This window comes from Acinetobacter sp. HZNU-JH01 (assembly GCF_037996845.1).
Classification (GTDB): Bacteria; Pseudomonadota; Gammaproteobacteria; order Pseudomonadales; family Moraxellaceae; genus Acinetobacter; species Acinetobacter haemolyticus.
In genome coordinates this window covers 1,997,087-2,020,376 of the sequence record NZ_JBBMZX010000001.1, presented here as the reverse complement: position 1 = coordinate 2,020,376, position 23,290 = coordinate 1,997,087, and the positions used below count along the sequence as shown (strand labels likewise).

Genomic DNA, 23,290 nt, shown 5'->3' with positions numbered 1-23,290 from the left:
CGAATTAATTCACTCTGACTTCGCCACTACGCTTATAACCGTCCACATAATGTTCCAGCTGGGTCAAAGCCCAGTCCACATCATGATCAATCGCTGTCATTTGGTTGATTCTAGCAAAGATATCTTGGATCTCTTCTAGCGGATAATGCTTTTCAAAAGAACGAAGAATGCGCGTATGTTGGGTGTATTCTGTATTTTCCTGATCAATCAGCAACTCTTCATACAGTTTTTCACCTGGTCTTAAACCACTATACGCGATTTCAATATCACCTTCTAAAGAACCTGTTTCACGCACTTTTAAACCACTGAGTTTAATCATTTGACGTGCGAGATCTTGGATGCGAACAGGCTCTCCCATATCCAGCAGAAATACATCACCGCCTGAACCTAATGCGCCAGCTTGAATCACCAACTGTGATGCCTCAGGAATGGTCATAAAGTAGCGTGTTACATCTGGATGCGTCACTGTAATTGGACCACCGACAGCGATTTGCTGCTTGAATAATGGCACCACAGAGCCCGAAGAACCGAGAACATTACCAAAACGAACGATACTGATTTGCGTATTTGGCTTCGTCTCGGCAACAGCCTGACAATAAAGCTCAGCCATACGTTTAGACGCCCCCATCACATTGGTCGGTCGCACCGCTTTATCTGTTGAAATAAGCACAAAGGTTTCTACACCCTTTTTCACTGCTGCATTCAAACTATTTGCCGTACCAATTGCATTGTTTTTTAAGCCTGCAATTGGGTTACATTCAACTAATGGTACATGTTTATACGCAGCCGCATGATAGACCGTCTGTACGTGATATTGTTCGATAATTCGCTCAAGCTTTTGCTGATCTTGTACCGTTCCTAAAATAGGAACAATCTCGCAAGTTCCAGTGCGTCTTAGCTCTTTATCAATATCGTATAATGCAAACTCGGTGAGTTCATATAACACCAAAAGTTTGGGTTGGTTTTTAATAATTTGACGACATAGCTCTGAGCCAATTGAACCACCAGCACCTGTCACCATCACCACTTTATCTTGGATATTTTTAACCAATAAATGTGCGATTGGAGGAACAGGGTCACGTCCTAGTAAGTCAATAATATCGACTTCTTGAATATCTGAAACACGAATTTCACCATCCACCAACTGGGTTAAACCAGGCAGCTCGGTGATTTTAACACGAGCAGATTCAAATTGTTGAATGATCTCAGTTTTGCGTACACGACCAACAGAAGGCAAGGCTAAAAGAATTTCATCGATGCGATCTTTTTCGAAACGTTGTAGTGCCTTTTCTACCGAATAAACCTTTAAACCACCAACAATCTGACCTTGTAATGATGCATAGTCATCAATAAAAAATACGGACAAATGATCATCAGAACGGTTCAATGCAGCCGCAATTTGTTGACCTGCATCCCCTGCACCATAAATTGCAATTCTTTTCCGCCCAAGTTCAGAATAGAAAGAGGCTTTCACCACAAAACGGATAATTGCACGACTCGCCCAGACCCATGCAAACATCATAAAACCGAACATGAATGGAATCGACATAGGCACATAAGCTTCAGTACATGCATTAAGCACATATAAAGCAATCATGGTCAATGCGACAGCAAATGCCAATTTAACAATAAAAACCTCATCAAAGGTTCTTACGATAAATCGGTACACACCTGTAACACCTAAGCTAATCACCGCAATCAAACTGACGAGGAGAATCCCATGATCAATACCAGGAATAACCTGCGCACCTATATCAAACAGGCGAATGGAATAGCACAACCATAAAATGATTGGGAAGACTAAAATGTCTAAAAAAACAAGAAAAAGTTGTTTATATAATCTTGGCGCTGAGGCAAATTGATGAATAATCTTTTTCACAGTGATCTTCTAATCATCCTACATTCAGTTCGATCTTTATACGCACTTCTGATCTCACTCGAAATAACTTTTACATATGATGTACATTATCTTTAAAATAGTAAGATATGCACCTCACATCCTACTATTTTTATGAATTAGTCTGCGATTCTAATTGACCATCAATGTATGTAATTTCTCAATTGCATCTACGGTTTTTTGAACACTCAATTCACTCAAAGTTGGATGAACCAAAAACATTAAACTCGTTTCACCGAGTTGTTGTGCATTTTTCAGACGCTCAACAGGTCGCCAAGCAGTATCATCAAAAGCATGTTCCAAATAAACCTCTGAACATGACCCACTAAAGCACGGCACTTGCTGAGCATTAATTTCTTGCATCACTCGATCACGTGACCAATCTTCAGGTAACGCCTGTTCATTAATTTGGATATAACATTTATAGTGAGCATGCACATAATCCTCACTTGGACGATGTACTGTAAAATATGGCGAATCATCAAAAGCAGCCCAAATCTTTTCTGCATTAATCGTTCGCTGCTGAGTCCACTCAGGCATACGCTGTAACTGAATACGACCAATTACAGCCTGCATTTCCATCATACGCCAATTCGTGCCGAACGAATCATGTAACCATCGGAAACCTGGAGGATGTTGCTTGTTATAAACGCTATCGTAGCTCTTACCGTGATCTTTATAAGACCACATTTTTTTCCAAAGTATTTCATCATTGGTGGTGACCATACCGCCTTCACCGCCTGTCGTCATGATTTTATCTTGGCAGAATGACCAAGCAGAAATATGTCCGATAGAGCCAGCGGGTTTGCCTTTGTATTGAGCACCATGAGCCTGAGCACAATCTTCAATAACATACAAACCCTTTTCCTCAGCCAATTGCATAATCGGATCCATGTCACACATCCAACCGGCTAAGTGCACACAAATAATAGCCTTGGTATTAGGTGTCAAGACTGCTTCAATGGTTCGTCGCGAAATATTTTGAGAATCCAACTCGACATCTGCGAATATAGGATTTGCACCAGCTGTAACAATTGAACTTGCGGACGCAAGAAAGGTACGGGAAGTTACTATCACGTCATCACCCATACCAATACCTAATGCTTTTAAGGCAACATCTAATGCAACGGTTCCATTTGCTAAAGCGACTGCATATTGAGTGCCAGCAAATGCAGCAAACTCTTTCTCAAATTCGCGACACTCCTGCCCCGTCCAATAGTTCACCTTATTTGAAAGTAATACCTTAGATACGGCATCTACTTCTTGTTGAGTGAAACTTGGCCATGGTTCAAATGCAGTGTTTAACATCTTAATTTACCTTCTCATTGACCATTATCAAAAATGGCATGCTTTTCCGCTATCATTTACTTATATGAAAAAACTGTCTTTTTCATACAGTTTGTATTATTTCTTTTCCAATATACGTGCAGGATTTCCAACCACTGTTACGCCTGCCGGTACACTTTTGGTTACCACAGCGCCCATACCCACAACAGCACCTTTTCCAATGACTAAAGGTTTATCAGGCGTACCCTGTTTAATAACAGCACCTGTCCCAATATATGCATGATCCTCTATATGAATATTGCCATTGCATTTTACGCCAGGAGCAAAGGTGACGTAATCGCCAATTACACAGTCATGCTCGACATAACTGTACAAATTAGCATGAAAGCATTTACCTATCTTGATATTTGACGTAATTGTCACGAATGGGCTCAGCGCAGCACCCTCTCCGATCTCAACCTCATCCATAAACAAGGTATTGTCAGCATATACAGACCATAGATTCATTCCATCTTCTGCAAGACGATTGGCTATCTTTTCTCTAACACTACTATTGGCAATCGCGACAAGCACATGTTTATTTAAGTAATTTAAATCTTTGAAAGTCTGATAGTTTAATGCCACATGACCATTAATCTTTTGAGACGCGACCAAGCTGTCATCTATAAAGTAGAGTTCGGCTTGGATGCCCATCCGTTGTAAGTGCTGACGGGCAACTGGCATTAAACTTCGGCCACAACCTGAGGCGCCATAAACAGCATAAATATTATTGTGGTTCATTCTGATTGTCCGATGCTGAACCTGTAAACTTGGTCATCGTTGCTTCGCCAGCTTCACTGATATCATCTTTAGCGATCACTTTTTTCACTGTTTTCAACATGATTTTAAAGTCCAACCAGATCGACTGATTTTCAACGTACCATGTATCTAGTTTAAACTTCTCTTCCCAGCTGATGGCATTCCGTCCATTGACTTGCGCATGGCCCGTCATACCTGGACGTACATCATGACGCTTGGCTTGCTCTTTATTGTAAAGTGGTAAATATTCCATTAATAAAGGACGAGGCCCTACAATACTCATATCACCTTTAATCACATTCCAAAGTTCTGGCATTTCATCCAGACTGGTGGAACGTAACATTTTACCAAAAGGGGTTAAACGCTCACTATCCGGCAAAGGATTACCCTGTGCATCAACAGCATCTTTCATGGTACGAAACTTAATCATTTCAAACGGTTTACCATGCAGACCTGGACGAACCTGACGAAACAAGACTGGAGAACCTAAGTTCTTTTTTACTTTATAAGCCACAAAAACATATAAAGGAGATAAAAGGACTAATGCAGTAGAGGCAATTACAATATCTAATAAACGTTTGATCATTTCAATAATCCCATTTCAGTTAGCATATGTTTATTAACTGCATCAACATCATATTTATTTAAAGCAATTTCACGAGATCTTTTGCCCATTTTCGCAATTAACTCAGGAGAATCAATTAATATCTTCATAGCTTCTAACAAGCTCTGGACAGATCTAACCTCAACTAAATATCCATTATCGCCATGGATTACAGTTTCTTTACAGCCAGGTGCATTCGTTGTAATGATAGCTCTTCCCATTGCCATAGCCTCAAGCACAGTTCTAGGTGTTCCCTCTCGATAAGAAGGTAATACATATACAGAGCTAACTTCGATTGCAGGACGTACATCAGAAAGTTTACCCCAGTATTTCAGCCTACCATCCGCAATCCACTCGTCTAATTCTTGTTGAGTAATCGCTGTTGGGTTCTCATCGATCCATCCGACCAAGTGAAACTCAGTTTCTGGGTATATTTGCTTAATCTGTTTAGCTGCCTCAGCAAACTCTCTTACGCCTTTGTCAACCAATAAACGTGCAATAAGCAAAAAAGATATCTTAATTTGTCCAGAATTACTTTTAGGTGGCTCAACGACTGTAAAGTCTTGAACATTTACTCCAGAACCATTCACAACAACTGACGGTTTATTAACATTCAGCAAATGCATATCGTGGAATAATTTCAAATCATCAGGGTTTTGAAAAAAGACTTTTTCTGTATGTTTTAAAGCTCGTGCATATAAACCATGAACTAATTTTTGAAAAATGCTACGTTTACCAGATTCTACATTTTGAAATGCATAGCCTAAACCTGTAATCAACGCAAAACGATGTGGTACTTTAGCTAACCATGCAGCCAATGTCCCGTAAATAACAGGCTTAATGGTATAAGACAGCACATAGTCTGGTTTTATTTTTTTCATTAACACATACATTGCGACTAAAGTTTTAAAGTCAGCAACTGGATTTGTGCCTGTACGTTGCATTGGTATTTCATGCAACGAATAGCCAAGCTGCTTAAGCTGGCGAGCTTCTTCAGGAAATAAAGTAAAGTCTGGGCATACAATATGTACATCAATCCCTTGTTTTGCAATCGCTTCAAGAAGTTTGCCACGAAAGTTTAAAACAGAGGGAAGGTAACTTGCGACAATCAAAAATTTCATGGTGTTGTGAGCTCTAAAACTTTATTCCAAAAAGATGAAACTGAACGATTTTCAGCTATATAATTTTGATAAGTAAGAGAATAATTAAACTGACTTTCTAAAGCGTGTTGCAATGCAATTTTAAGTTCATTCACAGAACATTCTTGCGTCACGTGTATATGAGGCAATTCATAAACACCATCCGTACAAGGAGTAGAAATGACATAATCAATACCAGCTGCCATCATTTCAATTAATACGTTCGGAAATCCCTCTATTTCTGAAGAAATGACACCTAGTTTTGAATTTGCAAACCATTGTATTGGGTTACTGATTTTTCCAGTAAAGATCACGCTTTGCGTGATTCCTAATGCCTCAACCAGTGTTTTTAATTTTGACTCCTCAGGACCTTCACCAATTAACACTAATTTATAGTTGGGGTATTGTGAGTTAATTTCACTAAATGCCTGAAGAAGATAGTCAAATTTCTTTAAAGGAATGAAACGACCACATGCGACAATCAAGTCTTGCTTTTCAATTTTAGATATTGAATTCTCTATATAATCTATATTGACTGGGTTTGGAATAACTTCCATTTTTTTAGCAGGAGTATAGCCTAAAGCAGTTTCAAGTGAATTTTTCATTTTTTCAGTTTGACAAATAATTAAGTCTTGTCGCCCATACATAAAATTATAAATAAATTTAAAAATAATACGCCAAATACCAAAAAATCGCTCAAATATTACTGTAGATTCACGAGATATCAAAATAGAGTTTCTAAAAAACCCTATTTTTTTTAGAAAACTAAGCACCCCATTCATATGAGTATGCGAAGAAAATAGATAATCAAAATTATTATAACTTATTTTAATTAGACCTAAAATCAAAGGAATTATTGCTTTTTTTTCAGATTTATAATTATAAACAACAAGGTTAAAACGTTGAAATTTTTCCAGCCTCTCCCAGCCATCTTGCCTCCCACGTGACATAATAACTACAGTTACGTTATGCCCCTCCAATAATAAATAATAAATAATATTAAACATTACTCGCTCAGCCCCACCCAAAACGGCAGTAGGAAATAAAAAAAGATGATTTTTTTTAGTCATTTATTTCTTTCTCTAATTTAATTGCAAAATTCACTCGTTCTTTATAACAAGTAATATGTTGAATCTCACCACTAGTTATACAAGTTTTCTCAATTTTTTGATGAAACTTATCATAGGTAGAAATAACACGAGCAGGGTTTCCTACTGCTACACTATTCGTTGGAATACTCTTTGTCACAACACTTCCAGCCCCAATTACCACATTGTCTCCGATAGTTACCCCTGGCATAACAATGCTATTAAGCCCTATAAAAACATTTGAACCAATTGTGATAGGTGCATATTTTTGGTATCTATTATTATTTTCATCACTAACTAGCCATGTACTTCCATCATGTGTAACTAGACGTACACCAGAAGTGATAGTTACTCTATCTCCAATAGTAATTAGAAAAGGTTCAGACCCCCATTCTTTAATATAAATTCTACAGTCATTACCTACAGTTACACCTTTTCTTCTAGCATATTTAACACTTCCTTCAATAAAATAAACTGCAAAATCAATAAATTTACGTAAAAGCACCAATAGTTTCATTTTTTGACCACCTGCAAAAACCTGAATAAAATAATAAGAGCAATAAAAAACAATATATATGAAAACCCATTAACAATGATTCTAAAATCACCTACTGAGCCATACATCCCCCAGACAAGCACACAAGGCAGGGTAAAAACTAATACCACTTTATTTTTCTTATTATTACAATTTAATTTATCAAAATAGGAGAAAAGGAAACTATATAGTATAGCCATTAAAAACATTCCAGGAATCCAAAGAGAGTATAAACCATATGCTAAAATACCTGGTGGAATAGTACTGTCATAAATCCCTGTAAAGTTTTGAGTATTAATATAACTAATACTCTCTGGCTTAGATATTCCAGTTAATCTCTCTGGGATCAAATAAAAAAGAATATAAAAATTATCCTTAAACCAATAAAGGTTATTTGTATCAGAAAAATACTGTAAAGCCATTTCATTAGAATAATTTCTATGTGCAAAGTACCCTAGAAATGAATCGAGGAAGCTCGATTTCTCATTCTCACCCATAATTGTTAACAAACTTTCACCATTCATTAAAGCCTCTAAAGAAGAGAATATTTTCTTACCTTGGGTAATAAAAATAAAAGAAAGAGTACCAACTCCACCATATAGAATAGTTTTCTTAAGGTTGATTTTAAACCCATCTTTTGCATATATAGTTAATATAACTAATGCGAGAAGATACATTACAATTCGAGTTCTCCCACTCATTAGTATTAAGGCTAAGAAGAGTACAGATGCAGAAATCAGAAATAAAATTATATTTTTTTTCACTTCCCCATTAATGCATTGTAGAGAAAAATAAAGAAATGGGAACACACCAATAGGCATTAAATATTTTACAAAGGTTAGTTTACTCCCATCTTCAACTTCACCATAACCAGAACGAATTGCAGCTGCAGAATATAAAGCATTTTGCAAACCACCGTATTGAGCAATATAAATAAGAATAAAAACAAAGCAAAACAAAAGAGATATTATACTAGGATATTTTAAATTTATTCGCTCAAAAGAAAATGATTTAATTTTTTCAAAAAAATAAAAATAAAAAATTAAAGATAAAAAATAAGAAATAACTACTAAAATATATGAGAAAAAGAACAAAGTATCACTTTGTTCTAAGTTTATATACAATAATTTATTTTCAGAAAAACTATAATAACTATAAGCCCCGCTTAAACCATAAATAAATAAATAAGTTAGGTTCATTACATGCAAACCTATATTATATTTATATTTACTTATGCAGAATAAAAATATAATTACCAGAAAAACAATAAATGGCAAATAAATCAAATACATATTTAACTCATTTTTCTTAGAAGCTTTACAGGTACACCACCATATGCTCCCTTTTCATTAATACTTTTTGTCACTAAACCACAAGCACCTATAACGACGCGATCAGTAACATGCACTCCATCTAAAACCGTTACTCTAGCACCAAACCAGACATCACCTCCAATATAAATTCCCTCTCTACTCGTGCCTTGATCTTTAATCAAGACATCTGATCTTTCAAATATATGATTACTTGATATCATAATAGACTGTGTACCTATTCTTGTGTTATTACCAATTGATAATCCGCCAGCACCATTCAAAAAACATTTTGAATTAATACTAACATTATTACCAATTTGGATACTTCCGCCGTAGCACTTAATATAAGTATTTTCTCCTATAAAGGTATTATCACCTATTTGAAGATTGGCACCTTTTTCAACAATAATAGTCACGCCATTTTCTATGACCACATTTTCACCAAAAGTGATTTTTCCATTTATATCAAAATTAACATTTACACCAATTTTTTTAATCTTTGTCCTAAAAATAGAACTATAAAAAAGTGTTCTAAATGAAGTGAAAAATATCGAGAATAATTTCATAACTTTCAGGATCAACATTTTTTCATATTCCCTACAGCAAAATAAATAGAAAAATTATAAAAAATTAGACTTAATGGAATTGCATATAACATGCTGTTTTTATCATCCAATAAGCTATAAATAATTATAAAGAACAAAGCTTTAACAATTAACTCTACAATTTGTAGCTTTAATAATATATCACTTCTTCTTTTAGCAATTAAAAATCCTGAAATTGGAGGATTACAAAAAACAGCCCAGTATCCTAAGGTAAGAATCTTAAAGTATGTAGAGATACCACTCCACTCGCTACCAAAGATCAATGAATAAAGAGATTCAGGTAAAGCAAAAAATATTAAAAAGAAAGGCAAAGATACTAAACTTAAAAAAAGACTACTTTTTAATGCCTCTCTATAATCACCATTTGTATTAAATTTACGAATAAAAAATTGTCTTATAGTTTGTGACATTAAATTAATAGGTAGTCTAAGTGTTCTCTCTACAATTGAATAAAAACCAGCAACTTGATAACTTAAAAAATGTGAGACCACATAATATGGCAAGTTATGTGAAAAACTATTTAATAATGCATGGGGGGTATTAGAGAAAATAAAGTCTTTATACCCCTTAAAACTAGAAAATCCAACTCTATATACTTTATATTTAAATATATAACTAAATGATAATAAAATTATGAATAAAGAGCTTATTAAATAGCTTGCAAGTAGATTTGCATTATAAAAAAATGGGAAGGAAACTTGGACAACAACAACAATTAGACTGCGAAGTATATTTAGACTAGCGCAAAAATATTCATTCTCTATAGAAAAATTATAATTATAAATACATTGAATGAGGATATTCGCCAACACTCCAAAATTAATTGCAAATATCATTAATGGATTAAAGATAAATACCATAACTCCGGATGAAATTATGCAAAATAAAATAGCTAACAATATACTTTCAAAAATTAAACTTTTTTTTTCTTCAGCTTGTGCAATTAATATTGCTTGATCCAATCTTAGATTAGCAATAGTTGACATTACACTAACGATGGCTAATGCTACGCCATATTGTCCAAAGTCTTTTACACTATACAAACGTGTTAATATAGGAAGTGCGATAAAAGTTATTATCGCACCAACCAATAAACTTGATGTTATAACACCAATCGATTTATATTTGCTTATTAACAATCGAGGATTCATGAAATATTCTTTACATACCACTTCATTGCTAAATCAACGCCTTCAGAAATAACATATTGGGCTTTGTAACCTAACAAATTCTGAATTTTTTCAACAGATGCTTGCGAATGTCTTACATCTCCCTTACGAAAATCTCTATAAATTGGATCTTTAACATAAATAATCTGATTTTCTTTTAATGCATTTTTAATTGCATTAAATAAATCATTTAAGGTAGTTCGATCTCCTACAGCGACATTATAAACTTGATTTTTTGCTTCTTCATTTTCAGTAGTAGCAGCTAAGATATTTGCCTGAACTGTATTTTCGATAAAGCAGAAATCTCGACTGGTTTCACCGTCACCATTGATAAAGACATCATCGCCTTGAATCATTGCAGCTGTCCACTTTGGAATTACCGCAGCATATGCTCCATTTGGATCTTGACGCTTTCCAAATACATTAAAATAACGTAAACCAATACATTTAAAGTCGTATGTACGAGCGAATACATCTGCATATAACTCATTAACGTATTTAGTTACAGCATATGGAGATAATGGATTACCGATATTTTCTTCTACTTTAGGAAGTGCAGGATGGTCGCCATAAGTCGAGCTACTTGCTGCATAGGTAAAACTTTTTACCTGTGCATCACGAGCAGCTACTAACATATTAAGGAAACCTGTAATATTTGCGGCATTAGTCGTAATTGGATCAGCAATGGAACGAGGGACTGAACCTAGAGCTGCCTGATGTAAAACGTAATCAACATTTGCACACGCTTTTTGACAGTCTTCAAGATTTCGAATATCACCTTGAATAAATGTGAATCTCGCCCACTGTTCTGTTGTAACAAGGCTTTGCACTTCATCTAAATTATGTTGATGACCTGTTGCGAAATTATCTAAACCGACAATTTTCTGATCTAACTTTAATAGCGTCTCAAGCAAGTTTGAGCCGATAAAACCAGCAACGCCAGTGATTAACCATGTTTTTGGCTGATATTTTAATTGCTCACATACTGTTTGATATTGGCCCATCTTTAATTTCCTTATGATTTATAGTCGGATATCTGACTCTGCTTGAGATAAAACATATTTTAAGTCATATAAAACATGATTATTTTTACCTAAAGCACGGATAGCAGTAGCGCCCATCTCTTTAAATTGCTCATGCGCAACAGCTAAGATCACTGCATCATAAGTATTCTTTTCAACTGACTGAACTGGTGTAATCCCGTATTCATGCTCAGCTTCTGCTTGGTCAACCCACGGATCATACACATCAACTTGTGTCTCGTATTCTTTTAGCTCAGCTACTATATCAATAATTTTGGTGTTTCGAATATCTGGGCAGTTTTCTTTAAAACTAAGGCCTAGGATTAAGACTTTGGCACCTTCCACCTGAATTTTCTTTTTAATCATTCCTTTAACAAGCTGAGTAACGACATAAGCACCCATATTGTCATTTAATCGACGACCTGCAAGAATAATTTCAGGATGATAACCAATTGCTTGGGCTTTATGGGTTAGATAATATGGATCAACCCCAATACAATGCCCCCCAACCAAACCAGGACGGAATGGCAAGAAGTTCCATTTAGTACCTGCAGCCTCAAGTACGGCTTCAGTATCTATGCCCATCTTATTGAAGATCACAGCCAACTCATTAATCAATGCAATATTGACATCACGCTGCGTATTTTCGATTACTTTAGCAGCTTCAGCAACTTTAATACTCGGTGCTTTATGCGTTCCCGCTTCAATAACTAAGTTATAAACCTGATCAACAAATTCAGCAATTTCTGGCGTTGAACCAGACGTAATTTTAAGAATATTAGTCACACGGTGCAATTTATCACCTGGATTAATACGCTCTGGACTATAGCCTGCGAAAAAATCCTGATTAAATTTTAAACCAGACACCTGCTCAAGCACTGGAATACACGCTTCTTCTGTTGCTCCTGGGTAAACAGTAGACTCATAAACAACAATATCGCCTTTTTTTAATACCTTACCGATACTAGTAGAGGCTTTTATTAAAGGTGTCAAATCGGGTTGTTTATAGTCATCAATCGGAGTTGGAACAGTGACAATAAAAAAATTACAATCTTTTAAATCGTCTAAATCTGCTGTATAGCTCAAATGAGAGGCTTGCTTTAATTCTTCTGGCGAAACTTCTAGCGTGTGATCTTGTCCACTTTTAAGCTCATCTACACGTTTTTGATGAATATCAAATCCAACAACCGAGACTTTCTTACCAAATTCAACTGCCAGTGGCAAACCGACATACCCTAAACCAATAATTGCTATTTTTAACTCGGCAAGTGTTAGCATAAATAAAGCCTTATCCCTTACAATTTTTTATCTGTAGATACTGCATAGAACAGCAATAAAATAATTGCGCGTACTATAGCAGATTTTTTATAGCCTCTACATTTCAATTGTATGAATGTGTTTACACAGTTTCAGAACCCATACGCTGCCAACCCTATATTGTGAAGTTCATCACAATATTATAAATTAATATGGTAAGTTTCATACTTAGTAGTGTTCAAACTAACTTACTTTTCATATATTCAACGATTTTCTGACAAGCCGTGCCATCACCATAGGGATTGTGTGCTTCAGACATCGTCTTATAGGTTGTTAGATTTTCTAATAAATCAATCACAGCATTTTCAATTGTATTCACATCAGTGCCTACTAAACGCACTGTTCCTGCCTCAACAGCTTCAGGACGTTCTGTTGTATCTCGCATGACTAAAACTGGTTTGCCTAAAGAAGGAGCTTCTTCTTGGATACCACCGGAGTCGGTCAAGATTAAATAGCTACGATTCATCAAATAAACAAAGGGTAGATAATCCTGAGGTGCGATTAAGAAGACATTATCAATATTTGCCAGCAGTTCATTTACAGGCTGCTGTACATTTGGATTTAGATGAACAGGGTAAACAATCTGAATATCAGAATATTTTTTTGCAAGGTTTGCCAAAGCAGTACAAATATTGAGAAAACCTTGCCCAAAGTTCTCACGACGATGCCCAGTAACCAAGATTAGTTTTTTTTTATCTAAAAAGCTAAATTCTTGCTCAAACTTCTGAATGAGATTCTGCTCTTGCTCCACTTTGGTTTTAACCTGAAGTAAAGCATCAATCACTGTATTCCCAGTAATCACGACTGTTGCAGGGTTAACATTCTCATTAATCAAATTTTGATAAGATGACTGAGTTGGCGCAAAATGATAATTTGCGAGTACACCAGTGAGTTGACGATTTGCTTCTTCTGGCCAAGGTGAATAAAGATCCCCTGTCCGTAAACCTGCTTCGACATGACCAATTTTAATTTTATGATAATAGCCCGCTAGTGAGGCTGCAAAAGTTGTTGCGGTATCACCATGCACAAGAATCATATCCGGCATCCATTCTGCAAATACCTGTTCGAGTCCTTTTAAAACACCAGATGTCACATCAGATAAGGTTTGCCCAGGTTTCATTAAATCAAGATCAAAATCAGGTGTTAAATTAAATAATTCTAAAACTTGATCGAGCATCTGACGGTGCTGTCCCGTCACACATACCTTGGTTTCAAAGTTTTGATCGTATGCTTGTAACTTTAATGCTAAAGGTGCCATTTTAATTGCTTCTGGTCGTGTACCGAATATCAGTAAAATTCTTTTTTTCATTTGATCTCACCTATTATTTTTCATTCAAAGCCATCATACAACACATCCTCTCAACGAAAACTGTTCAGAACTGTTTTACTTCATTAAGTTACAATTACAATAAAAAGGTTCTGTTCAAAGCGAAAAATCCTCACAGGAAAGAAAAGTCTGTTTATAAATGCCGATCATTGCAGTAATACTAAACATACAAAGCCCCTATATTTCTCAATGCTTTTTTGAGTTTTTTCAGCTAGAATTGGACAAATTCTGGGCCTCAAGACTGTGAGTTTTTAGGCTACTGATATTAATTAGATATAAATAATCAAGGGTCGTGTGTGAAGTATTATCAGCTTTTTTCTATTCTCGCGGTGAGTATCGCTGCAACTAGTTGTGCTGTTACCTCGGGCTTACAAACCTATGACATCCCAGCAGAAGGGCTGTATACCACCGATCTGGGAACAACAGTCAATGTCATTAAGATAGATCAGGAAAACCTAGCTGCTGTGCAACCTGCACAAGTGAACTATCAACACCAATACAACGCTTTATTCCAAAAACAACAAGTCAGCTATCGTTTAAGTGCAGGTGATGTGCTTTCCATTCAACTGTGGGCTTACCCTGAAATCACTCCACCAGTTAATGCTGTAAACAATGAACAAGCTGTCCAAGCTTTAGGTTACCCGATTGATGCGAGTGGCTATATTCAACTTCCTTTAGTGGGTCGTTATAAAGCGGCTGGAAAAAGTTTGGCACAACTGAATACTGAACTACGTAACCAGTTTGCACGTTATTTAAAAAATCCTGATGTTATCGTTCGTGTTTTATCTTATCAGGGCCAACGTTATTCAGTACAAGGCAGTGTGCTTCGTGGTGGTCAATTCTATTTAAATGACCAGCCAACTAGTATTTATACTGCACTTGGTATGGCCGGCGGCATTAATGACAAAGGCGCAAATACTTATATTCAGTTGATTCGTAATGGTCAAACTTACGATCTGAACACAATTGAGCTTGAAAAGTCAGGCTACTCACTACATAAACTTTTAGTACAACCGAATGATACGATTTATGTTAGTACCAGAGAGAATCAAAAAATTTATGTGATGGGTGAATCTGGTAAGAATCAGGCGTTACCTATGCGTGATCAAGGCATGACCTTAAGTGATGCTTTAGGTGAAAGCTTAGGCATCAACCCGCTATCAGGCAGTGCTAGTCGTATTTACGTACTCAGAACCAATCCAAATGACCGCAGCACGGCACTGTATCATATGAATTTAATGAGCTTGGGTGATTTTGGTCTTGCCAATCAATTTAAATTGCGCAGTAACGATATTGTCTATGTGGATGCAACTGGTTTAACGCGTTGGCAGCGTGTGGTCAACCAAATTATTCCTTTCTCAAGTGCTTTATATAATATTGATCGTTTGGGGAACTGATGCAGATTAAAAATATCTTGGTGATCTGTGTGGGAAATATCTGTCGTAGTCCCATGGCAGAATATTTCTTAAAGCAAGCCTACCCCCAACTTCATATTGAATCTGCTGGTATCTCAGGCTTAACAGGTCATCCAGCAGATGAAAAAGCGCTGCATTGCATGCAAGCACTTGATATCGACATGAGTGCACATATTGCAAAAAAGCTACAAGCTGAACATCTTAAAAATGCGGATTTGGTTTTGGTGATGAGTCAAAATCAACAAAAACATATTGAACAAACATGGCCATTTGCTAAAGGCAAAGTCTTTCGCCTAGGGCATTGGCAAAATAAGAATGTGTCCGATCCCTATCAACATGATCAAGCTTTTTTTGATAGTACATGCCAGCTGATTCAGCAGTGTGTGGCTGATTGGAAAAAATATATTTAACTTTTAGATTTAAGATTATGAGCCAAAATACCAATACTGAAGATACGATTGACTTAAAGGAACTTTTCTTTGCGCTACTGGCACAATGGAAACTGATCGCATTGTGCATCATGCTCAGTCTTGTATGTGCATTACTCTATCTACGCACCACACCAAATACATATTCTGTTGATGCGCTGGTACAAGTTGAAAGTAGTAAAGGGGCTTCGGCTGCACTGTTGGGTGATCTCTCTCAGGTTATCGACCAAAAATCCCCAGCCCAGTCTGAAATCGAAATTCTAAAATCCCGCTTGGTTCTTGGCTCAGTGATTCAAGCATTAAACCTCGATGTCAATATATCAAATCCGAATGATACCTTTACACAACGATTACTTGGAAAACCTGATGATGCAATCGAATATGGTCCTAAAGGCATCACATTTCAAGATGGTCAAAAAAACTTTGAAGTTCGTCAATTTGACATTCCACAAGTTTTTCTAGATAAAACGCTCAAATTAAACTTTAAAGAGAGCCAATTCGAATTAATTGATACAAAAGCAGATGAAGTGCTGTTATCGGCTCCTTTGAATCAGGAAAATCAGCTTTCCAATCGCTACGGCACCTGGAAGCTTAGTATTTTTTCAAAAGACCAACTGAATACGGATTATTTAATTCGTAAACGCTCACTCCCTACTGCTGTAAGAGCGATTAGTGCAAACTACTCCGTGGCAGAAAAAGGTAAATTGACTGGAATTTTAGGACTCACTTATCAAGGTGAAGATAAACAACACATCACCAAAGTGCTCAATGCAATCTTATCCGCTTATAGTGCACAAAATGTTGCACGTAAATCAGCAGAAACAGCCCAAACACTTAAATTTTTGGATGAGCAATTACCAGAGTTAAAACAACAACTCGATAAGGCAGAACGTGAGTTCAATAAGTTCCGTCAACAGTACAATACTGTGGACGTTACCAAAGAGTCTGAACTATATCTCACACAGAGCATCACATTAGAAACTAAAAAGATTGAACTCGAACAGAAACAAGCAGATATTGCAGCCAAATATACGGCAGAACACCCAGCAATGCGTGAAATTAATGCCCAAATCACTGCGATAAAAAAGCAAATTGCCGATCTGAACAGCACATTAAAACAATTACCTGATCTACAAAGACAATATTTACAGCTTTATCGTGAAGTTGAAGTCAACACGCAATTGTACACAGCGTTGTTAAACTCTTACCAACAACTTCGTATTGCCAAAGCTGGCGAGATTGGTAATGTACGTATTGTGGATACCGCTGTAGAACCAGTAGAACCAATTAAACCTAAAAAGTTGCAAATTCTAATACTTGCTATTTTCCTTGGTGGTTTCATTGGGACTTTGATTGCTTTATTACGCAATATGTTACGTACCGGGATTAAAGATTCATCTCAGATTGAACGAGAGCTTGATCTACCTGTCTATGCAACAGTACCACACTCCCCAGTTCAAGAAACTCGTATGAGTATTTTGAAAAAGAAAAAGAGCATTCCAATTCTTGCTGTTAAAAATAGCGATGATATTGCTGTCGAAAGTTTACGGAGTATTCGTACCGCCATTCACTTTGCATTAAATAATGCCAAAAACAATATTGTAATGATCGCAGGCCCTGCACCTGAGGTCGGGAAGTCATTCATCTCAACCAATCTTGCAACGATCTTTGCTCAAAGTAATAAAAAGATCTTACTGATTGATGCGGACCTTCGTCGCGGCTATTTGCATAAATACTTTAGCAAAGACGTGAAACCAGGACTTGCTGAATTACTGACTGGTCAAGCTGAACTGAGCCAAGTGATTCATGAGACGGAAGTTTCAGGTCTGAGTATTATTACTCGTGGCAAAAACCCAGCCAATCCATCTGAAATTCTAAGTTCTGAGCAATTTAAAACATTGCTTGAAACCCTCAGCCCTCAGTATGACCATATCATCATCGATACGCCACCAATTTTGGCAGTAACGGATGGTATTATCATTTCTCAATACGTCGGCGTTACTTTATTGGTTGCTCGTTATGCCAAATCACAAATGAAAGAACTTGAGCTCAGTTTGAATCGTTTTGATCAAGCTGGCGTCAAAGTAAATGGATTCATTTTGAATGATATTCAACGTGCAAGCGGTGGTTATGGCTATGGTTATAACTATGCTTATGCCTATAAAGCAAATAACAAAGACGACTAAACCCTCTTTGTTTACATGATGATAAAGCCAGATCAATGATCTGGCTTTATTGCGAAACCAGATACTAACATCTTTTAGAAAACATAAAGCCTATAAAAAATACACGCATTTTTCTGATCAGTTATTCAATGCGAAAGCAGAGACATGCTAAGATCAATGCCATATTTTTTATCAAAATCTCAATTTTGGACATCTCATGAGTAAAGCGTTACCTGTTATTGTCGCAGCCGTTTTAGGCGGTGCAGCCCTTGTTCCAATTTATTATGCCACTCAACATCCTGCGACTGAGCTTGGTAGTAAAGCTGATAAAAATGCAGCCCCAGTTGCTAAAATTAGCTACGCCTTAGGTTATGAAGTTGCGAAACAGACTCCACCAGAGTTAGAAACAAGCGCATTTATCACTGGTTTTCGTGATGGACATGCAGATAAACCTGCTGCTTATACTGAGGAAGAACTACAAGCCGCTTACGTAGAATTCCAACAAGATATGCAACAAAAGCAAATCGAAGAGTCTCAAAAAGCCGAAGCAACCAGCAATACTTTCTTAACAGAAAATGCCAAAAAAGAAGGCGTTAAAACCACAGATTCGGGCTTGCAATATAAAGTCACGAAAGAAGGCACAGGTAAAAAACCAACCGAGACTTCAGTGGTGAAAGTACATTACAAAGGTCAATTGACCGATGGTACAGTATTTGACAGTTCTTATGATCGTGGTGAGCCAATTGAGTTCCCACTCAATCAAGTGATTCCTGGCTGGACTGAAGGCTTACAATTGATGAAAGAAGGTGGTAAGGCAACCTTCTATATTCCTGCAAACTTAGGTTATGGTGCTCAAGGTGTTCCAGGCTCTATTCCGCCGAATAGTACTTTGATTTTTGATGTTGAACTCATCGCAGTTAAATAATAAATATAGGGAGAGCATGTGCTCTCCCTTATTTTTGCAAATGCATTCTGGACGAAATAATGAAAAAATTAAGTTTAATTTTAATGAGTATGCTGATGGGTAGCGCTTATGCGGCACCAATCACTTTGAAAAGCCCACAACAAGAACAGTTGGGCTATAGCTACGGTTATTTAATGGGTAAAGGCAATGCCAATACCCTCAAGGATTTGAATATTGATGCTTTTATACAGGGCTTAAAAGAAGCAACTCAAGGCAAGCCAGCATCCTTAAGTGATGAAGAAATGGCAAACGTATTAAATCAGTATAAAAAGCGCATAGAAGCCAAACAACTGGTTGAGTTTCAAGAGATTGCCCAAGAGAATGATAAAATTGGCAAAGCATTCTTGGCAGAAAATCGTAAAAAAGCCAATATAGTAACCACAAGATCAGGTTTACAGTATCAAGTGCTTCAAGCAGGTAAAGGAAAGTCACCTAAAGCTAGTGCAACGGTAAAGGTTAACTATGAAGGACGCTTACTGGATGGTACAGTGTTTGATAGCTCAATTGCCCGCAATCAACCGGTTGAGTTTAAACTCAGTCAAGTGATTCCCGGTTGGACCGAAGGACTACAAACCATGAAGGAAGGTGGCAAAAGTCGTTTCTTCATTCCGTCGAATCTTGCTTATGGTGAAGTTGGTGCAGGTGATGCGATTGGCCCAAACAGCACACTGATTTTTGAAATTGAGCTCATCGAAGTTAAGTAATTCAGATTTGAAATACCCCTTCTTTGAAAAAAGAAGGGGTATTTTTTTAATGCTTATAATTTAGTGTTTCAAATGTCTTGGTCTAAATCCTGTTACGAATAATCCAATAACATAAGCAACTACACCAAGTACGCACAAACCCATGACCTCTGCAACACGTAACCACTGTGAAATATCACCTTGATACCACGTTAGGCCATACCACAAGGCAGCAATCATCACGATATTGGCAACACTAAATTGGAGAGCGAGTTTCTTCCAATGTGCTCCAAAGCGATAAATATTGCGCTTGTGCAAATAGTAATAGAGTAGGCCTGCATTTACTAAAGCCGAACCTGAAGATGCCATCGCCAACGCCATGTGCTCCGCTTCCCAGCCATTCAATTTAAATAAACCAATAAACAAGACATTTAAAATCGCATTTGCAGCAACTGCGATTAAGCCGACACGCACAGGTGTCTTGGTATCTTGTTGTGCATAAAAACCTGGAGCAAAAACTTTGATCAGCATAAATGAAATGACACCCGCGCTCATACATTGCAAGGCCAAAGCGGTCATCTGAGTATCTTCTAAAGTAAATTCACCACGTTGAAACAAGGCCTGAATAATCGGCGTAGACAACATAAATAAAGCAATGCTGGCTGGAATGCCCACCAACATGATGATCTTTGCTGCCCAATCCAACATTCCTCTAAACTTCGTTTGATCCTGTTCCGCATGTCGAGCCGACAATGAAGGTAAAATCACGGTACCAATCGCGACCCCAATCAGACCTAATGGCAGCTCAGTCATACGTTCAGCACTATACAACCATGATACTGAGCCATCCTGCATAAATGATGCCCAAATCGTATTCAGTAATAAATTGATTTGAGTGACAGAAACACCAAATAATGCGGGCAGCATTAATTTTATAATACGATCCACGCCTTCGTGTTTAAAGTCAACTTTTGGTGGAATCAGTAATTTCTTTTTCCATAATTCAGGAATCTGGATCGCCAGTTGCAGTACACCTGCTACCACCACTGCCCACCCTAGCGCCATGATCGGTTCTGCCATAAAAGGTGTCAGCCACCATGCACCTGCGATCATTGCAATGTTCAGTAGTACGGGGGCAAATGCAGGTGAGGCAAAAGAACCATAACTATTTAAAATACTGCTGGCGAAAGCCGTCAGTGACATAAACATTAAGTAAGGAATAGTGAGGCGAAACAAATCTACTGCAAGTGCAAACTTCTCTGGATCCTTATGGAAGCCAGGTGCATAGATATAAATGATCACAGGCGCGGCAATCATTGCAATCAGCGTCAGCAGTGACATCGCTGTTAATAAACAACCAAAAACACGACTAATGAGAATTTGTACTTCGGCATGGGTACGACTGGTTTTATATTCCGTCAAAACAGGAATAAAAGCTTGTGAAAATGCCCCTTCCGCAAACAACCGTCGAAAAAAGTTGGGAATACGAAACGCCACGACAAAGGTATCGAAGTCCTTACCTGCACCAAAAACATTGAGCAGTACAATGTCTCGTACCAATCCAAGTACTCGAGATAACATCGTCATTGCACTGACAATAACAGTCGATCGCCACAATGCCATCGCACTCACCTACGGCTTATTTTTCAAAAGCGTTATTGTAATAAAAGTTCAAACAAATTTCGTTGTAGAATCATAAATCTGATGCTGTTTTTTCACTTCATTTGTGTTTCGCGAGCATATTACGAAATAATTGCCAATCAAAATATGGGCCTGGATCAGTTTTACGCTGAGGTGCAATATCCGAATGCCCTGCAATATGGCGTTGAATCTTAGGATATGCTTGACGCAGTGTGTGCACCACCTCAACTAAGGCTTGATATTGTTCAGGCTCAAATGGCAGATCATCACTCCCCTCGAGTTCAATACCAATCGAATAATCATTGCATTCTTTTTGGGCAAGATAACTCGAACGGCCTGCATGCCATGAACGGTGCTGAAAATTCACAAATTGAATGACTTCACCTGTCCGCAAAATCAACAAATGAGCCGATACCTGCATACCTTCAATGGTCTGAAAATAAGGATGCACAGACCAGTCCAATTGATTCTGAAAAAACTGCTGAATATAACCACCACCAAACTGCGACGGCGGTAAGCTGATGTTATGAATCACAATCAATTGAATATCGGTATCAGGGGGGCGTACATTAAAATTTGGTGATGCAATCTGTGTTGCACCCAATAATATTCCATCTTGCACTTGCGTAAATCTAGATTGTGACATTGTGACTCGAATCAGCAATTTAATATTTATGTTTCCATTTTGACATGCTTTATCCAGAATAATCGAGATGAAATACTTATTTTTTAAGCCGAGGGTGCTAATATAAGCCCCAAGTTTTTTAGTCAAAATCTACTGGAAATGGTATGAGTATTCCTCAATCTTTGCTTGAACAATCTATTCAAATCAATATTCAACAAGCATTACAAGAAGATATTGGGGACGGTGATATCACCGCCATGCTCACACCAGCAGATGAACAAGCAACTGCAACCATTATTAGCCGTGAAGAAATGGTCTTGGCGGGTCAACCTTGGGTCAATGCACTGATTCAAGCTTATGACAACACGGTTCAAGTCACTTGGTTAAAACAAGAAGGTGATGTTGTGGCTGCCAATGAAGCTTTTTTAAAGCTTGCAGGTTCAGCCCGTAGTTTATTGACAGTGGAACGTCCAGCTTTAAACTTTATCCAAACACTTTCAGCAGTTGCAACCAAAACAGCCAGTTATGTAAAACAACTTGATGGCTTACATACCAAACTACTCGATACACGAAAAACTTTACCGGGTTTACGCATCGCACAAAAATATGCAGTGGCTGTAGGTGGTGGTCAAAACCATCGTTTAGGTTTATTTGATGCTTTCCTGATTAAAGAAAATCACATCATGGCAGCGGGTGGTATTGCACAAGCGATTACTAAGGCCCATGAAATCGCGCCGGGTAAACCTGTCGAAGTTGAAGTTGAAACTTGGGATGAACTCAATCAGGCACTTGAAGCAGGTGCTGATATTGTCATGTTAGATAACTTTAGTCAGCAACAAATGATTGATGCTGTAAAACATGTTGCAGGTCGCTGTAAATTAGAAGCTTCTGGCAATATCACCATTGAGAATTTACGCGAAGTTGCGACAACAGGTGTGGATTACATTTCAATGGGTGTGCTCACCAAAGATGTAAGAGCTGTTGATTTATCGATGCGTTTTAATGCTTAAGCCTGCTCGGAGTCGTTTTTATTCATCGTTGATTGCTCAGTAAACGAAGCATCTGGTTTTGAATGATCAGATGCTTTGGTCTGTTCAGTCCACGCTGATTTTGACTCCGCCACATCATTTGGTCGCGGATCAACCGCCATTAATACAAACGTAACTGCTGTTAGAAATACCAGAAAGATCTGTAGCATCATTTCCCCTATCATTCTTCATTTCAATTTTTGCTCAATCTATCAAAATAAAATGGGGTAAATCAGAGTG

General features: G+C 37.3%; 22 protein-coding genes. 6 read left to right on the top strand and 16 right to left on the bottom strand.

Translation table 11 applies throughout. The annotated features are described in order from the left end of the window. Positions 1-4 precede the first annotated feature (4 nt). The 13 genes from AAC851_RS09670 to wecB form a co-directional block, all read right to left on the bottom strand. Positions 5-1,879: a polysaccharide biosynthesis protein gene (locus AAC851_RS09670; protein WP_340600817.1), complete on the bottom strand. Its 1,875-nt coding sequence runs from the start codon at positions 1,877-1,879 to the stop codon at positions 5-7. A gap of 150 nt (positions 1,880-2,029) precedes the next feature. Next, positions 2,030-3,205: a DegT/DnrJ/EryC1/StrS family aminotransferase gene (locus tag AAC851_RS09665; RefSeq protein WP_151800577.1), complete on the bottom strand. Its 1,176-nt coding sequence runs from the start codon at positions 3,203-3,205 to the stop codon at positions 2,030-2,032. A gap of 96 nt (positions 3,206-3,301) precedes the next feature. After that, entirely contained in the window at positions 3,302-3,964 is a 663-nt protein-coding gene (locus tag AAC851_RS09660) for an acetyltransferase (RefSeq protein WP_340600816.1), read from the bottom strand. After that, positions 3,951-4,568 carry a sugar transferase gene (locus AAC851_RS09655; RefSeq protein ID WP_340600815.1) on the bottom strand — a complete coding sequence of 206 codons (618 nt, stop codon included), beginning with the start codon at positions 4,566-4,568 and terminating at the stop codon, positions 3,951-3,953. The genes AAC851_RS09660 and AAC851_RS09655 overlap by 14 nt, the downstream gene beginning before the upstream one ends. Further along, complete coding sequence (locus AAC851_RS09650) at positions 4,565-5,707, bottom strand: glycosyltransferase family 4 protein (RefSeq protein ID WP_340600814.1); 1,143 nt, start codon at positions 5,705-5,707, stop codon at positions 4,565-4,567. Before AAC851_RS09650 ends, AAC851_RS09655 begins: the two co-directional genes overlap by 4 nt. Next, complete coding sequence (locus AAC851_RS09645; RefSeq protein ID WP_340600813.1) at positions 5,704-6,795, bottom strand: glycosyltransferase; 1,092 nt, start codon at positions 6,793-6,795, stop codon at positions 5,704-5,706. The genes AAC851_RS09650 and AAC851_RS09645 overlap by 4 nt, the downstream gene beginning before the upstream one ends. Continuing rightward, positions 6,788-7,330: an acyltransferase gene (locus AAC851_RS09640; RefSeq protein ID WP_340600812.1), complete on the bottom strand. Its 543-nt coding sequence runs from the start codon at positions 7,328-7,330 to the stop codon at positions 6,788-6,790. Before AAC851_RS09640 ends, AAC851_RS09645 begins: the two co-directional genes overlap by 8 nt. Continuing rightward, a complete protein-coding gene (locus AAC851_RS09635; RefSeq protein ID WP_340600811.1) occupies positions 7,327-8,547 on the bottom strand; it encodes an O-antigen polymerase in 1,221 nt (406 codons plus the stop codon). Before AAC851_RS09635 ends, AAC851_RS09640 begins: the two co-directional genes overlap by 4 nt. 95 nt (positions 8,548-8,642) lie before the next feature. Then, on the bottom strand, positions 8,643-9,245 hold the full coding sequence (locus AAC851_RS09630) for an acyltransferase (protein WP_340600810.1): 603 nt from the start codon (positions 9,243-9,245) through the stop codon (positions 8,643-8,645). After that, positions 9,239-10,417 carry an oligosaccharide flippase family protein gene (locus tag AAC851_RS09625; protein WP_340600809.1) on the bottom strand — a complete coding sequence of 393 codons (1,179 nt, stop codon included), beginning with the start codon at positions 10,415-10,417 and terminating at the stop codon, positions 9,239-9,241. The genes AAC851_RS09630 and AAC851_RS09625 overlap by 7 nt, the downstream gene beginning before the upstream one ends. After that, positions 10,414-11,439 carry an NAD-dependent epimerase/dehydratase family protein gene (locus AAC851_RS09620; protein ID WP_340600808.1) on the bottom strand — a complete coding sequence of 342 codons (1,026 nt, stop codon included), beginning with the start codon at positions 11,437-11,439 and terminating at the stop codon, positions 10,414-10,416. The genes AAC851_RS09625 and AAC851_RS09620 overlap by 4 nt, the downstream gene beginning before the upstream one ends. 18 nt (positions 11,440-11,457) lie before the next feature. Further along, entirely contained in the window at positions 11,458-12,735 is a 1,278-nt protein-coding gene (gene tviB, locus AAC851_RS09615) for a Vi polysaccharide biosynthesis UDP-N-acetylglucosamine C-6 dehydrogenase TviB (RefSeq protein WP_340600807.1), read from the bottom strand. A 217-nt stretch (positions 12,736-12,952) separates the two neighbouring features. After that, positions 12,953-14,083, bottom strand: coding sequence for a non-hydrolyzing UDP-N-acetylglucosamine 2-epimerase (gene wecB / locus AAC851_RS09610; protein ID WP_340600806.1), 1,131 nt, complete (start codon positions 14,081-14,083; stop codon positions 12,953-12,955). A gap of 314 nt (positions 14,084-14,397) precedes the next feature. Between wecB and AAC851_RS09605 the strand changes: the two genes are divergently transcribed. From AAC851_RS09605 to AAC851_RS09585, 5 genes are all read left to right on the top strand, one after another. Further along, positions 14,398-15,498: a polysaccharide biosynthesis/export family protein gene (locus AAC851_RS09605; protein WP_340600805.1), complete on the top strand. Its 1,101-nt coding sequence runs from the start codon at positions 14,398-14,400 to the stop codon at positions 15,496-15,498. Beyond that, positions 15,498-15,926: a low molecular weight protein-tyrosine-phosphatase gene (locus AAC851_RS09600; protein ID WP_340600804.1), complete on the top strand. Its 429-nt coding sequence runs from the start codon at positions 15,498-15,500 to the stop codon at positions 15,924-15,926. The genes AAC851_RS09605 and AAC851_RS09600 overlap by 1 nt, the downstream gene beginning before the upstream one ends. A gap of 17 nt (positions 15,927-15,943) precedes the next feature. Beyond that, positions 15,944-18,130: a polysaccharide biosynthesis tyrosine autokinase gene (locus AAC851_RS09595; RefSeq protein ID WP_340600803.1), complete on the top strand. Its 2,187-nt coding sequence runs from the start codon at positions 15,944-15,946 to the stop codon at positions 18,128-18,130. Between the two features lie 196 nt (positions 18,131-18,326). Next, a complete protein-coding gene (locus AAC851_RS09590) occupies positions 18,327-19,034 on the top strand; it encodes an FKBP-type peptidyl-prolyl cis-trans isomerase (RefSeq protein ID WP_340600802.1) in 708 nt (235 codons plus the stop codon). Positions 19,035-19,093: 59 nt separating this feature from the next. After that, positions 19,094-19,777, top strand: a complete 684-nt coding sequence (locus AAC851_RS09585) for an FKBP-type peptidyl-prolyl cis-trans isomerase (RefSeq protein ID WP_005085849.1) — start codon at positions 19,094-19,096, stop codon at positions 19,775-19,777. A 60-nt stretch (positions 19,778-19,837) separates the two neighbouring features. Here the strand turns inward: AAC851_RS09585 and murJ are convergent, their stop codons facing one another. Then, entirely contained in the window at positions 19,838-21,388 is a 1,551-nt protein-coding gene (gene murJ, locus AAC851_RS09580; RefSeq protein ID WP_340600801.1) for a murein biosynthesis integral membrane protein MurJ, read from the bottom strand. Between the two features lie 88 nt (positions 21,389-21,476). Next, positions 21,477-22,043 (bottom strand): 1,6-anhydro-N-acetylmuramyl-L-alanine amidase AmpD, encoded by a 567-nt coding sequence (gene ampD / locus AAC851_RS09575; protein ID WP_160132346.1) that lies wholly within the window; start codon positions 22,041-22,043, stop codon positions 21,477-21,479. A 143-nt stretch (positions 22,044-22,186) separates the two neighbouring features. Between ampD and nadC the strand changes: the two genes are divergently transcribed. Then, positions 22,187-23,032: a carboxylating nicotinate-nucleotide diphosphorylase gene (gene nadC / locus AAC851_RS09570; protein ID WP_004637388.1), complete on the top strand. Its 846-nt coding sequence runs from the start codon at positions 22,187-22,189 to the stop codon at positions 23,030-23,032. Here the strand turns inward: nadC and AAC851_RS09565 are convergent. Continuing rightward, positions 23,029-23,220, bottom strand: coding sequence for an ABZJ_00068 family colistin stress protein (locus tag AAC851_RS09565; protein ID WP_115736669.1), 192 nt, complete (start codon positions 23,218-23,220; stop codon positions 23,029-23,031). The genes nadC and AAC851_RS09565 overlap by 4 nt on opposite strands. Positions 23,221-23,290: the final 70 nt, after the last annotated feature.

Bases quoted from the DNA above. Each gene is read 5' to 3' on its own strand.
- AAC851_RS09665 (WP_151800577.1), bottom strand. From the start codon at position 3,205: ATGTTAAACACTGCATTTGAACCATGGCCAAGTTTCACTCAACAAGAA.
- AAC851_RS09660 (WP_340600816.1), bottom strand. From the start codon at position 3,964: ATGAACCACAATAATATTTATGCTGTTTATGGCGCCTCAGGTTGTGGC.
- AAC851_RS09655 (WP_340600815.1), bottom strand. From the start codon at position 4,568: ATGATCAAACGTTTATTAGATATTGTAATTGCCTCTACTGCATTAGTC.
- AAC851_RS09650 (WP_340600814.1), bottom strand. From the start codon at position 5,707: ATGAAATTTTTGATTGTCGCAAGTTACCTTCCCTCTGTTTTAAACTTT.
- AAC851_RS09645 (WP_340600813.1), bottom strand. From the start codon at position 6,795: ATGACTAAAAAAAATCATCTTTTTTTATTTCCTACTGCCGTTTTGGGT.
- AAC851_RS09640 (WP_340600812.1), bottom strand. From the start codon at position 7,330: ATGAAACTATTGGTGCTTTTACGTAAATTTATTGATTTTGCAGTTTAT.
- AAC851_RS09635 (WP_340600811.1), bottom strand. From the start codon at position 8,547: ATGAACCTAACTTATTTATTTATTTATGGTTTAAGCGGGGCTTATAGT.
- AAC851_RS09630 (WP_340600810.1), bottom strand. From the start codon at position 9,245: ATGTTGATCCTGAAAGTTATGAAATTATTCTCGATATTTTTCACTTCA.
- AAC851_RS09625 (WP_340600809.1), bottom strand. From the start codon at position 10,417: ATGAATCCTCGATTGTTAATAAGCAAATATAAATCGATTGGTGTTATA.
- AAC851_RS09620 (WP_340600808.1), bottom strand. From the start codon at position 11,439: ATGGGCCAATATCAAACAGTATGTGAGCAATTAAAATATCAGCCAAAA.
- tviB (WP_340600807.1), bottom strand. From the start codon at position 12,735: ATGCTAACACTTGCCGAGTTAAAAATAGCAATTATTGGTTTAGGGTAT.
- wecB (WP_340600806.1), bottom strand. From the start codon at position 14,083: ATGAAAAAAAGAATTTTACTGATATTCGGTACACGACCAGAAGCAATT.
- AAC851_RS09600 (WP_340600804.1), top strand. From the start codon at position 15,498: ATGCAGATTAAAAATATCTTGGTGATCTGTGTGGGAAATATCTGTCGT.
- AAC851_RS09595 (WP_340600803.1), top strand. From the start codon at position 15,944: ATGAGCCAAAATACCAATACTGAAGATACGATTGACTTAAAGGAACTT.
- AAC851_RS09590 (WP_340600802.1), top strand. From the start codon at position 18,327: ATGAGTAAAGCGTTACCTGTTATTGTCGCAGCCGTTTTAGGCGGTGCA.
- AAC851_RS09585 (WP_005085849.1), top strand. From the start codon at position 19,094: ATGAAAAAATTAAGTTTAATTTTAATGAGTATGCTGATGGGTAGCGCT.
- ampD (WP_160132346.1), bottom strand. From the start codon at position 22,043: ATGTCACAATCTAGATTTACGCAAGTGCAAGATGGAATATTATTGGGT.
- nadC (WP_004637388.1), top strand. From the start codon at position 22,187: ATGAGTATTCCTCAATCTTTGCTTGAACAATCTATTCAAATCAATATT.
- AAC851_RS09565 (WP_115736669.1), bottom strand. From the start codon at position 23,220: ATGCTACAGATCTTTCTGGTATTTCTAACAGCAGTTACGTTTGTATTA.